Origin of the sequence: Roseateles sp., assembly GCF_965229315.1 — a bacterium.
In the GTDB taxonomy this organism is placed as follows: domain Bacteria; phylum Pseudomonadota; class Gammaproteobacteria; order Burkholderiales; family Burkholderiaceae_C; genus Pelomonas.
The window spans coordinates 3,357,443-3,368,737 of the sequence record NZ_CBDDJA010000002.1; the positions used below are offsets into that span (position 1 = coordinate 3,357,443).

The following is an 11,295-nucleotide window of genomic DNA, read 5'->3' on the forward strand; positions in this document are numbered from 1 at the left end:
GGGGCGATGGTGGGGTGGTGAATCGGTCAGCGCCGCGTGGCGCCGTTCTTGGATAGGGCGCGGCTGCGGTCCACCTCCAGTCCCAGCGGGGTCGCGTAGAACTGGATGGTCCGCTCGAAGCCGTTGCCGGCGCGTGACAGCGCGCCGGAGATGCGCATGAAGCGCGCGTCGTGGTGCAGCGACAGGATGAGGCCGTGCAGCTCGAAGACGATCTGGTCGACGTCGGCGTCGGCGCGCAGGTGGCCCTCATCCACCGACAGCACGATGGCCTTGTGCAGCGCGGCATGCCAGGCCTTGACCATCGCGACGAGCGCGTCGCGCACGGGGCCGGGCCGGTCGTCGAACTCGACGGCACCGCTGATGTAGATGCAGCCGGAGTCGACCTCGACCGACACGCGTCGCACCCAGCGCTCGAACATCGCGCGCAGGCGCGGCAGGCCGCGCGGCTCGCGGATCGCGGTGAAGAAGACTTCTTCCTCGAAGCGCGCGTGATACTCCGTCACGACCGCGATCTGCAGTTCCTCGCGCGAGCCGAAGTGGGCAAACACGCCGGACTTGCTCATCTGCGTCACGTCCGCCAGCGCGCCGATGGACAAGCCTTCCAGGCCCATGTGCGACGCCAGCCCCAGCGCAGCTTCCAGGATGGCAGCGCGCGTCTGCTGGCCTTTTTGCAGCGAGCGCACCACCCGCGCCGGCTTGGGCGAGCGCGGCGACGCGGCTTTCTTGGCGGTGACAGGCAACGAGGACACGGGGCGAGAGGCAAGAATAAAACGAACGATCGTTCTATTTTGCAGGTCACTCCCGCGACAGCGCCAGCTTGCCCCGCCGATTTCTAGGGTGATGTGCCTAATACTGCCGTGGACTTAGGGATGACCCGGACGTGATGGCTGTCATGGCGGCGCGCTTGAGCGGCGGGGCGCTTCTGAAGTAGTCTCACGGCAGGAGGTTGACTTCCGTGGATGTGCTGCAACTCGATGTCTCCGGCCGCCCCCAGTCCTGGATCACGACCCGCGAGGCGGCCGTGATCTACGCCTGCGACGGCGTCGCCTGGACGCTGGGCGACCCCTGCCAGGTGCTGCGCGGCGGCTGGCAGCGCATCAGCGGGCGGCAGTCGCGCATCGAAGTCCATCCCATCATCGCCGTGCGCGGCGCCGTGCCCAGCCGGGCTTGGCGCCAGGCGCCGGCGCTGTCCAACGGCAAGCTGTTCGCGCGGGATCGTTTCATCTGCGCCTACTGCGGCCATTGCGGCGAGCCCGACGACCTGACGCGCGAGCACATCCAGCCCACGTCGCGCGGCGGCCAGGACACCTGGATGAACTGCATCACGGCCTGCCGGTCCTGCAACGGCCGCAAGGGCAACCGGCTGCCGGAGGAGGCGAACATGAGCCTGCTCTACATGCCCTACGTGCCCAGCCTGCACGAGGACATGATCCTGCGCGGCCGGCGCATCCTGGCCGATCAGATGGAGTTCCTGCTCGCCAGCGTGCCGCGCAGTTCGCGTTTGCACGGTTGACAGCGAAACCGTAAAGAGTTGTAGCCCTTGGCCTCAGACGGTCAACGGGCGGACAATTGCACACGTTGGGCTGCTGTTTTGCCCTCTCGGAGAAATCAATGTCCAAGCTCATGACGTCCCTCACCCTGGCCGCCGCGCTCGTGCTGTCGGCCTGCTCCACCACCAGCCCCGACGTGGTGCAACGCGGTGACGCGCAGCGCATGTCGCAGATCCAGGACGCCACCGTGCTGTCCTCGCGCCCCGTCACGGTGGACGGTTCGCAGAGCGGTGTCGGCGGCGTGGCCGGCGGCGTGACCGGCGCCATCGCCGGCAGCTCGGTCGGTGGCCGCCGTGAAGGCGCCGTCGTCGGCGTCATCGGCGCGGTGGCCGGTGCCGTCATCGGCAACGCCATCGAGCGCTCGGCCACGCGCGAGGACGCGCTGGAAATCATCGTGCAGCTGCGCAACGGCGAACGCCGCTCGGTCATCCAGGCCAAGGGCAACGAAAGCTTCAACAGCGGCGACGCGGTCATCCTCGTGACCACGGGCGGCAAGACCCGCGTGCAGCGCGCCCCGGGCGTCATGCCCGCCGCACCGGCCAGCAACGGCTGATGACCGGCGGCTCAAGGGCCGGGCGTCCCGAACAGGGACAATCCAGCCCATGAGCATGAAGAAAACCGACCTGGACCGCCTCGCCGGCCTGAAGCTGGACACGGCGTTGCGCGGCCAGGCCGCCCCCGGCCGCTTCGGCCAGGCCGCCACCGCGCTGCCCGACCGCAAGGCCCGGCGCAAGCTGGACGCTGCCGCCGGACTCGTCCCCTTCGCCTGCAAGCTGCCGGCCGCGCTGACCGAGCAGTTGCGCGAGCGCGCCGCCAGCCATGAGGGCGGCATCAATGCGCTGGTCGCCGAGTTGCTCGCCCAGGGGCTGAAGGCATGAGCAGCGACCTCGACGAACCCGTCTTCGAAGCCCGCCTGTGGCGCGACAACGGCTGGACTGCCCAGGTCATCAAGAACGAGGACGACGAGGGCTGGGCCGTCGCCATGTTCAAGGCCGGCGAAAGCGAGCCGGCACTCGTCGGCCCGTGGACCATGGGCCGCGACAAGAAGAACCCCAAGCCGCTGGACGTGAACGCGTTCAACACGCTGGTCAAGACGGCGTCCGAGGTGCTGCGCCGCCACGAGCAGCAACTGCACGCGCAGCTCAACAAGGCGCTCTACGTGGCGCGTGACGGTGCGTGGACGAAGGTCACGCTGGAGATCGTGCCCGCCGAGGACGACCCCTACGCCTGGCTCAGCGCGTTCGACGCTGCGGGCGAATCACTCGCCAGGGTCAAGGTGAGCGCCGGCTTCAAGCTCAGCCAGTCGGCCGCCGAGTCCTGGGTGGACAACGGCTTCGAACGACCCGCTGGCCGGGACTGAGGGGCTCAGGCCGCCATCTCGAAGCTCAGCCCCGCACGTGCCTGCAGCCGCCTCACCAGCGCCAGGCCCATCGCGCTGCCTGGTGTCCAGACGCCGCCCGGCGTGCCCTCGCGGCTGACGTCCTGCACCAGGCACAGCGCGGCCTCGCTGATGAGCTTGCAGGTCGAGCCGTAGCCCGGGTCGCGGTCGCCCTTGACGATGGCGCGCAGCGTCTCGCCGCCGGCCGACTTGCCGGTGAACCACAACGTGTAGTGGCCAGCCTCTCGGGCGGCCTTGTCCGGGCCGTCGCCGGGCTGCGTCAGCACGAAACGCCGCAGCAGGAAGCGGGTCGGCCCGAAGGCGAGCGCCAGGTTCTGCACCTTCTTGAAGCGCGCCAGCGCGAACGCCTTCCTGCGGCCCTGGTCGCCCTGGCCGGGCTTGCCGGTCAGCAGCTTCTCGCTGTAGACGAAGCCGGTGCCCCAGGGGTGGCCGCGCAGCGCGTTGCTGCGGTGCACGTTCTTCGTGTTGATGGTGGCCATCAGGAAGGGTCCGGTCCAGGCGCCGGCCCAGTCGTCGAAGTCCGCGCCGTGGTCCGCCGGCTGGCGCGGGCCCTTGAAGCCGGGCGTCAGCGCGAACGGGTTGGCCATCAGCTTGGACAGCGCCGGCTCGCGCTTCACCGCCGCTATCGTCTCCATCATGCTGGCCAGCGTGCCGCCCGACGCCTTGCCCTTCATGCGGGCGACGCGGCCGCGCACCTCGGGCAGCGGCGCGCCGAAGCGACGCTCGGCCTCGGCCTGCAGGTAGACCACGCCGAGGTCGAACGGGATGGAGTCGAAGCCGCAGGAGAACACGAGGCGCGCGCCGCTGTGCTCGGCCAGCGGCGTGAGCTTGGGGATCATGCGCGCCATCCACAGCGGCTCGCCGCACAGGTCCACGTAGTCGGTGCCGCCTTCGGCGCAGGCGGTGGCCAGCGCCTCGCCATGGAGCTGGTACGGCCCGACCGTCGTGATGACGCACCGCGTGCGCGCCACCAGGCGTTGCAGCGACGCGGCATCGGTCGCATCCGCCTTCAGCAGCGCGACGGACGGCGGCAGGTGCAGTTCGTCGCGCACCTGGCCCAGCTTGTCCAGGCTGCGCCCGGCAATCGCCCAGCGTGCGCCGGCCGCGCCACTGAGGTGCAGGTACTCGGCGACGAGCCGGCCGGTGAAACCGGTCGCGCCGAACACGATGAGGTCGAATTCCCGGTCTCTCACGCGCCCTTGCCTTTCATCGCCAGCCAGTCACTGCGCAACAGCGACAACGAATGGCAGTCCACATACTCGCCCGCCACGAAGACGATGCCGCGCTGGATGCCTTCGTGCGTGAAGCCGCATTTCTCGGCCACGCGCCGCGACGCGTGGTTGTGCACGGACATGCCGCACGACAGCCGGTTCACGGGCCAGTTCTCGAACAGGTAGTCCACCAGCAGCGACGCCGCCTCGGTCGTCAGCCCCTGGCCGCGCATGGACAGGTCGGCCATCGTCCAGCCGATCTCGCGCGCCGTCGTGTAGCGGGCCGCGGCGAAGTGCACCACGTCGCCGATGACGCTGCCGTCGATCAGGTGGCAGATCAGCAGCCGCTCGGCGTCTTCGCTGGAGAAGCCGTTGTCCTTCCAGCGCTGCTCGACGGTGTGCGGCGTCATCATGCGCGTGCCCATGAACTGGCCGCGGATCTGTGGGTCGCCGGTGGTGCGCTTGAGCCATGGCAGGTCTTCCTCGGTCACGTGGCGCAGGCCGACGCGTTGTCCTCTCAGCATGGTCTGAATCCTTGAACGAAAAAGCCCGGCCGGAGCCGGGCCTGAGTCGAGTGTCGCGCTTTAAAAGTGAATCCCGCGCATCATCTGCTGCATCGCGATGGCCTCCGGGGACAGCCCCGACTTGCCCGACTTGTCGCCCTTGGCGGCCGAGCTGTCGGGGAACATGCGGAAGGTCGTGTTCATGACGATCTGCGCGATGCGCGGCGCCGCGGCGTGCAGCAGCTCGCCCGAGATGCCCAGCCGCGTGGCGATGCGCACCGGCTTGCTGATGCAGGCCTGCGCGATCATGTCGCCGGCCTCCTCGGGCGACAGCGTCGGCACGTTCTTGTAGATCGCCGTCGGCGCGATCATCGGCGTGCGCACCAGCGGCATGTTGATGGTCGTGAACGTGATGCCGGTGTCGGCGAACTCGCTGGACGCGCAGCGCGTCCAGGCGTCCAGCGCGGCCTTGGAGGCGACGTAGGCGCTGAACCGCGGCGCGTTCGTCAGCACGCCGATGGAGCTGATGTTGACGACGTGGCCGCGCTTCTTCGCGACCATGCCCGGCAGCAGGCCCATCGTCACGCGCAGGCAGCCGAAGTAGTTCAGGTCCATCGTGCGCTGGAAATCGTGGAAGCGGTCGTAGCTGCTCTCGATGGCGCGGCGGATGGAGCGGCCGGCGTTGTTGATGAGGAAGTCCACGCCGCCGAACTGCTCGCTGCACCACTGGATCAGGTCGGCACAGCCGCTCTCGTCGGCGATGTCGCAGGCGAAGGCGTGGATGTGGGCGCCCTTGCCTGCCTTGGCCTTGATCTCGGCCACGGCGTCGTCCAGCTTGGCTTGGTCGCGCGCGCAGATCAGCGTGATGGCGCCGGCTTCGGCGAACTTGATGGCTGCCGCCAGGCCGATGCCCGACGAGCCGCCGGTCACCAGCACCACCTTGCCGGCGGTCGCGCCCTTCAGCGAGCGGTCGATGAAGAGGTCGGGGTCCAGGTGGCGTTCCCAGTAGTCCCACAGCCGCCAGGCGTAGTCGTTCAGGTCGGGGCAGGCGATGCCCGAGCCCTTCAGCGCGGCCTCGGTGTCGCGGCAGTCGAAACGGGTCGGGTAGTTGATGAAGGTGAACATGTCCTCGGGCAGGCCGAGGTCCTTCATCACCGCGTTGCGGATGCGGCGCACCGGCGCCAGCGCCATCAGGCCCTTCTTGACGCTCTTGGGGATGAAACCCATCAGCGCCGCGTTGATGAACAGGTTCATCTTGGGCGCGTGCGCGGCCTTGCTGAAGATGTCCAGCACGTCGCCGACGCGGTAGCCCTTGGGGTCCACGAGGTGGTAGCAGCCCTGCCCCTTGCTGACCTTGTGCGAGATGTGGTCCAGCGCGTCGACGACGAAGTCCACCGGCACGATGTTGATGCGCCCGCCCTCCAGGCCCACGCTCGGCATCCACGGCGGCAGGATCTGACGCAGGCGCTGGATCAGCTTGAAGAAGTAGTACGGCCCGTCGACCTTGTCCATCTCGCCGGAGGTGGAGTCGCCGACGACCATCGCCGGTCGGTAGACCGTCCACGGCCGCTTGCACTCCTTGCGCACGATCTTCTCGCTCTCGTGCTTGGTCATGAAGTACGGGTGGTCGAGACCTTCGGCCTCCTCGAACATGTCCTCGCGGAACACGCCTTCGTACAGGCCTGCCGCCGCAATCGATGACACATGGTGCACATGGCCCGCGTCGATCGCCTGCGCGAACTCCACCATGCTGCGCGTGCCCTCGATGTTGACGGCGACCTGCGCCTCCTCATCGGCGCTCAGGTCGTAGACCGCGGCGAGGTGGTACAGGTGGTCGATCCGGCCCTTCAGGCTCTTGATGACGTCGGCCGCCACGCCGAGCTTCTTGCCCGTCAGGTCGCCGTAGACGGGGATCGCGCGCGTCTTGCTGACGCCCCAGTAGGCCAGCAGGTCGGGCAGCTTGGCGGCGCTTTCCTCGCGCATCAGGAAGTGGACCGTGCTGCCGCGGCGCGCCAGCAGCTTCTTGACGAGACGCTTGCCGATGAAGCCGGTGGCCCCGGTGACGAAATACTGCATGCGTGTCTCCTGCTTGTCGATTTGATGGTGGTCTGCGCCTGATTCTTCACCACGGGCCCGGCTGCCCCGCTGGGCACTTTCCCCAGGCACGCGGCCGGGCGCCGTCGTAGAGCGCACACACTAGGAATCGCCGTGCCGGCGCGGCATGCCGCCGCTAAAGTCCCCTCGGCAATTCGCTAACTCGCAAGGACAAGCACCATGGTCAAGAAGCTCCAGAAGATGGCTGACAAGAAGAAGGCTGCCGCATCCGCCGGCTTCCCCGCGGGCCTGCTCGACAACGCGATGGCGCAGAACGTCAAGGACAGCGCCCAGCAGATCTGGGCCGCCGGCCTCGCCTCCTTCTCCAAGGCCCAGGGCGAAGGCTCCAAGGTCTTCGAGGCCCTCGTCTCGGAAGGACTGAAATTGCAGAAGAAGACCCAATCCGCCGCTGAAGAAAAGCTCAGCGCCGTGGCCCACAAGGTCAGCGGCATGGCCGGTGACGTCGGCGCCAAGGCCGGCCAGCACTGGGACAAGCTCGAAACCATCTTCGAGCAGCGCGTCGCCAAGGCGCTGAAGAGCCTGGGCGTGCCGTCGGCCGTGGACGTGGACAGCCTCGTCAAGCGCATCGACGCGCTGGCCGTGTCCGCCGGCATCAAGAAGGCGCCTGCCAAGGCGGCCAGGAAGGCCGTCGTCAAGAAAGCGGCGGCGGTGAAAAAGGTGGTCGCGAAGAAGGCCCCCGCGGCCAAGAAGGCCGTGGCCAAGGCCGCTGCCCCGGTGAAGGCTGCGGTGAAGACCGCCGCCAAGACCGTCGCCAAGAAGGCCGCCCCGGCGAAGAAGGCTGCTGCGACGCCGGCCAAGAAGGCCGCTCCGGCCAAGAAGGCGCCCGCCGCCAGGAAAGCCCCGGCCGCCAAGAAGGCTGCTGCTGCGCCGGCACCTGCTGCCGCACCGGCCGCTCAAGGCTGAGCCCCAACGCGCATCCGTCACGCTCACTGGCCACGCGCCGGCCCGGTATCGGGTTGGCCCTGGCAGTGGCAGGCCCCCTGGGCGCCAGCTGTGAAGCCGGCGCCCTTTGTGTTTTGGCGGGCACCGTCCCTGCGCGCGGCCACATGGGCTCCCGCCGTCGGCTGGCCGGGCACGCCCACCCAGGCACGCGCGAGCGGCGCCTGTCGCCCGCACCGGGGGCGCCTGCTTTCGGCGTTAGCATGCGCCGCCCCCACGATGAACGATCAAGGCTGTGCCCCTGCTTTCCCCATTCGCCGTGACGGTTCCTCGATGAACCTCGCGCAACGACTCTCATGGGGCCTGCTGGCCTTGTCGGCCCTTGGCCTGCCGGCTCGGGCCGCGGCAGCCGCACTGCCGGACACGCCCGGTTCGAATGCCCTCCAGGCCCGCATCGCGCGCGTGGAACAAGGCCTGTCCACGCCGGTCGCGGTCAAGGATTCGCCCCACCGCAGGATGGCGCTTGCCGAACGCATGGCGTTTCACCAGGTGCCGGCCGTCAGCATTGCCGTCATCGACCACGGCCGGATCGCATGGGCCCGCGCCTATGGCGTGCTGGATGCTTCGGGTGGCCGGCCCGCCACGACGACCACGCTGTTCCAGTCCGGTTCGATCAGCAAGCCGGTCAGCGCCATCGGTGCCTTGCGCCTGGTGGACAAGGGCAGGCTGGCGCTGGACCAGCCCGCGAATCGACAGTTGGGCGCCTGGCAGATCCCGGACAACGCCTTCACCCGGGGCCAGGCCGTCACGCTGCGCATGCTGCTCAACCACAGCGCCGGACTGACGGTGCACGGCTTCAGCGGCTACGCCGCCGGGCAGAAGACGCCCACCTTGCTGCAGGTGCTGGACGGGACCGCGCCGGCCAACTCGGAACCGGTGCGGGTCGACACCGTCCCTGGCACCGCCTGGCGATACTCCGGCGGCTGCTACAGCGTCGTGCAGTTGCTGGTGACCGAGGCGAGCCGACTGCCCTTCGAGGACTACATGCACGACGCGGTATTGGCGCCGCTGGGCATGACGCGCAGCACGTTCGCGCAAACGCTGCCGCCCGCCTGGCGCGATGCCGCCGCGACGGCCCACCGGGGCGATGGCAGTGCCGTCCCAGGGCGCTGGCATGTCCATCCGGAGGCCGCCGCCGGCTTGTGGACCACGCCGACCGACCTGGCCCGGCTCGTCGTCGAGGTCCAGCAGGCGCAGGCCGGCCGGTCCGACAAGCTGCTGTCGCGCGCCACGGCCTCGGTGATGCTGACACGCGTCCTCGGCGAGTATGGGCTGGGCTTCTTCGTCGAACAGCTGGGCGCGGACAGCAGCTTCAGCCATAGCGGCGGCACCGAGGGCTTTCGGTCCAGGCTGTATGGCTACACGCGGTCCGGCAAGGGCGCCGTGGTGATGACCAACAGCGCGAACGGCGCCGCGCTGATCGAAGAAGTTCTCACCAGCATCGCCACCGAGTACGGCTGGCCCGAGTTCGCCGTGGTCGAGAAGGCCGCGGTCGCCGTGGATGCGGCTGCGTACGGCAAGCTGGCCGGCAACTACCGGCTGCTGGACCAGCCCGCCCATGTCGTTGCCGAAGGCGGGCGCCTCTATGTCCAGAGCCCGCTCTTCGGCGCCCGGCGCCTGGAACTGTTCCCGGAGTCCGAGACCGCCTATTTCATGACGGCAGAGGACATGTCGATACACTTCGATGTCAAGGACGGCGGTGTCGCATCCGGGTTCTCGCTGATCAGAGGCGCGGCGACGTACCCGGGCACAAGGCAGCAGTAATGCTGCGGCGAGGCCTGGCCAGGTCAGGCTGAGCCCGCATCCGCGTCGGCCTCTTCCAGCGTCTGCAGCTCCACGAGCCGGCGATACAGGCCGCCCTCCAGCGCCATCAGTTCATCATGGCGGCCACGCTCCTGCAGCCGGCCGTGGTTGAGCACCAGGATCTGGTCGGCCGCACGGATGGTCGACAGCCGGTGCGCGATGGCGACGACCGTCACGCGCCCATGCAACGCCGTCAGCGCCTCGCCGACGCGTTGCTCGGTGGCGCTGTCGATGTTGCTGGTGGCCTCGTCCAGGAACAGGATGCGCGGCGCGCCGGCCAGCGCCCGCGCCATCGCCAGCAACTGCTTCTGGCCGGTGGACACGCGCGCGCCGCCTTCGCCCAGCCGCGTGTCGTAGCCCTGCGGCAGCGCGGTGATGAAGTCGTGCGCGCGGGCGGCCTGGGCAGCAGCCAGGATGGCGTCGTCCGTGATGCCGGGCCGGCCCATGGCGATGTTGTCGCGCACGCTGGCCGCCATCAGGTAGGGCTCCTGCGGCACCAGGCCCACCGCGTCGCGGAAGGCGGCGTCCGGCACGCTGGCCAGCGGCTGCCCATCGACGGTGATGCGGCCCTGCTGCGCCGTGTAGAAGCGCAGCAGCAGCGACAGCAGCGTGCTCTTGCCGCTGCCGGTGTGGCCGACGATGCCGACGAAGCTGCCGGCCGGGATGTCCACGTCCAGGTCGTGCAGCACCGGCCGTGCGGCGTCGTAGCCGAAGGTCAGCCCGTCGATGCGCACGCTGCCCTGCCCGATGGCATGCCCGTCCTGCGCCGGCCCGCGGTGCTCGGCCTCCTGCAGCAGCGTGCGCACGCGCGACGCAGCCACCATGGACTGCTGCAGCTGGCCGAACTGCATCGTGATCTGGATCAGCGGCTCGACGACGCGCGCGATGTAGCTGAGGAAGGCGTACAGCAGGCCCACTTCGATCGCCCCCAGCGGCCCCGCCATCTCGCGCCGGCCGAAGCTGTAGATGACCGTGACGAGCAGCAGCACGTTCATCAGGTCCAGCGCCGGGCGCAGCAGCCAGGCGTTGGCGCGCAGCTCGGCGATGCGCGACAGCCGGTGCTCGGCGTTGGTCGCCTCGAAGCGCGCGCCGAAGCGGCCGGCTGCGCCGCTGGCCTGCAGCACCGCCATGCCGGCCATGCTCTCGGCCATCTGCGCGTTGATGTCGCTGCGCAGCTGCCGCGTGCGCTGCACCGCCGGCGCCGACAGCCGCTGATAGCCCAGGATGATGAGCACCATGGCCGGCACCAGCGTCGCGACGATGAGCATCAGCCGCCAGTCCAGGAAGGCCATCGCGATCAGCGAGCCGGCGACGACGATGGTGGAATCCAGCATCACGTACAGCACCTGGCGGTAGAGCTGGTTGACGGACTCGGTGTCGTTGGTGACGCGGCTGACGAGCTGGCCGGTGATGGCGGTGTCGAAGAACGCCATCGGCAACGCCAGCACATGCGCGTAGACCCGCTCGCGCAGCCGCAGCACCGAGCGGCGCGCCACGCCCGCCATGCGCGACAGCTGCGCGTAGCGTATCCACGTCGCGGCCCAGCCGGTCAGCAGCACCAGCACCAGCAGCGTCGCCATCTCGGCGATGTCGAACTGGCGCGGCAGCAGGTGGTGGTCGATGTAGCGCTTGCCGAGGATGGGCGCCAGCACCTCCAGGCCCGCGGCGATGACCAGCCACAGCGCGCCCCACAGCAGGTGCGGCTTCTCGGGCCGCGCTGAATCCAGCAGCAGGCCGACGCTCTGCCAGGGCTTCTCTTGGGTCTTTGTCATGTC

The 11,295-nt window shown here is 69.1% G+C and carries 11 protein-coding genes; 6 read left to right on the forward strand and 5 right to left on the reverse strand.

Annotated elements, in window-relative coordinates; translation table 11 throughout:
- Nucleotides 1-26: 26 nt before the first annotated feature.
- Nucleotides 27-740 (reverse strand): TetR/AcrR family transcriptional regulator, encoded by a 714-nt coding sequence (locus ACO07H_RS20420; RefSeq protein WP_422018668.1) that lies wholly within the window; start codon nt 738-740, stop codon nt 27-29.
- Nucleotides 741-955: 215 nt separating this feature from the next.
- Here ACO07H_RS20420 and ACO07H_RS20425 point away from each other — a divergent pair, with 215 nt between their 5' ends.
- The 4 genes from ACO07H_RS20425 to ACO07H_RS20440 all read left to right on the forward strand — a co-directional run bounded on the left by ACO07H_RS20425 (nt 956) and on the right by ACO07H_RS20440 (nt 2,910).
- Complete coding sequence (locus tag ACO07H_RS20425) at nt 956-1,513, forward strand: HNH endonuclease (RefSeq protein ID WP_422017547.1); 558 nt, start codon at nt 956-958, stop codon at nt 1,511-1,513.
- A gap of 110 nt (nt 1,514-1,623) precedes the next feature.
- On the forward strand, nt 1,624-2,103 hold the full coding sequence (locus ACO07H_RS20430) for a glycine zipper domain-containing protein (protein ID WP_422017549.1): 480 nt from the start codon (nt 1,624-1,626) through the stop codon (nt 2,101-2,103).
- Between the two features lie 49 nt (nt 2,104-2,152).
- Nucleotides 2,153-2,428, forward strand: coding sequence for a hypothetical protein (locus tag ACO07H_RS20435; protein WP_422017551.1), 276 nt, complete (start codon nt 2,153-2,155; stop codon nt 2,426-2,428).
- Nucleotides 2,425-2,910 (forward strand): hypothetical protein, encoded by a 486-nt coding sequence (locus ACO07H_RS20440; RefSeq protein WP_422017553.1) that lies wholly within the window; start codon nt 2,425-2,427, stop codon nt 2,908-2,910. The genes ACO07H_RS20435 and ACO07H_RS20440 overlap by 4 nt, the downstream gene beginning before the upstream one ends.
- 5 nt (nt 2,911-2,915) lie before the next feature.
- Here the strand turns inward: ACO07H_RS20440 and ACO07H_RS20445 are convergent, their stop codons facing one another.
- The 3 genes from ACO07H_RS20445 to ACO07H_RS20455 are packed head-to-tail and all read right to left on the reverse strand — an operon-like array spanning nt 2,916 to nt 6,739.
- Entirely contained in the window at nt 2,916-4,142 is a 1,227-nt protein-coding gene (locus ACO07H_RS20445; RefSeq protein WP_422017555.1) for a saccharopine dehydrogenase family protein, read from the reverse strand.
- Nucleotides 4,139-4,684, reverse strand: coding sequence for a GNAT family N-acetyltransferase (locus tag ACO07H_RS20450; protein WP_422017557.1), 546 nt, complete (start codon nt 4,682-4,684; stop codon nt 4,139-4,141). Before ACO07H_RS20450 ends, ACO07H_RS20445 begins: the two co-directional genes overlap by 4 nt.
- A 60-nt stretch (nt 4,685-4,744) precedes the next feature.
- On the reverse strand, nt 4,745-6,739 hold the full coding sequence (locus ACO07H_RS20455) for an SDR family oxidoreductase (RefSeq protein WP_422017559.1): 1,995 nt from the start codon (nt 6,737-6,739) through the stop codon (nt 4,745-4,747).
- Between the two features lie 198 nt (nt 6,740-6,937).
- Here ACO07H_RS20455 and ACO07H_RS20460 point away from each other — a divergent pair, with 198 nt between their 5' ends.
- Together ACO07H_RS20460 and ACO07H_RS20465 are read left to right on the forward strand one after the other, a co-directional pair.
- Entirely contained in the window at nt 6,938-7,681 is a 744-nt protein-coding gene (locus tag ACO07H_RS20460; RefSeq protein WP_422017561.1) for a phasin family protein, read from the forward strand.
- A 309-nt stretch (nt 7,682-7,990) separates the two neighbouring features.
- On the forward strand, nt 7,991-9,481 hold the full coding sequence (locus ACO07H_RS20465; RefSeq protein ID WP_422017563.1) for a serine hydrolase domain-containing protein: 1,491 nt from the start codon (nt 7,991-7,993) through the stop codon (nt 9,479-9,481).
- Between the two features lie 23 nt (nt 9,482-9,504).
- Here the strand turns inward: ACO07H_RS20465 and ACO07H_RS20470 are convergent, their stop codons facing one another.
- On the reverse strand, nt 9,505-11,292 hold the full coding sequence (locus tag ACO07H_RS20470; protein ID WP_422017565.1) for an ABC transporter ATP-binding protein: 1,788 nt from the start codon (nt 11,290-11,292) through the stop codon (nt 9,505-9,507).
- Nucleotides 11,293-11,295 lie beyond the last annotated feature (3 nt).

Coding starts and splice junctions, on each gene's coding strand:
- ACO07H_RS20430 (WP_422017549.1), top strand. CDS start 1,624: ATGACGTCCCTCACCCTGGCCGCCGCGCTCGTGCTGTCGGCCTGCTCC.
- ACO07H_RS20435 (WP_422017551.1), top strand. CDS start 2,153: ATGAGCATGAAGAAAACCGACCTGGACCGCCTCGCCGGCCTGAAGCTG.
- ACO07H_RS20440 (WP_422017553.1), top strand. CDS start 2,425: ATGAGCAGCGACCTCGACGAACCCGTCTTCGAAGCCCGCCTGTGGCGC.
- ACO07H_RS20450 (WP_422017557.1), bottom strand. CDS start 4,684: ATGCTGAGAGGACAACGCGTCGGCCTGCGCCACGTGACCGAGGAAGAC.
- ACO07H_RS20455 (WP_422017559.1), bottom strand. CDS start 6,739: ATGCAGTATTTCGTCACCGGGGCCACCGGCTTCATCGGCAAGCGTCTC.
- ACO07H_RS20460 (WP_422017561.1), top strand. CDS start 6,938: ATGGTCAAGAAGCTCCAGAAGATGGCTGACAAGAAGAAGGCTGCCGCA.
- ACO07H_RS20465 (WP_422017563.1), top strand. CDS start 7,991: ATGAACCTCGCGCAACGACTCTCATGGGGCCTGCTGGCCTTGTCGGCC.
- ACO07H_RS20470 (WP_422017565.1), bottom strand. CDS start 11,292: ATGACAAAGACCCAAGAGAAGCCCTGGCAGAGCGTCGGCCTGCTGCTG.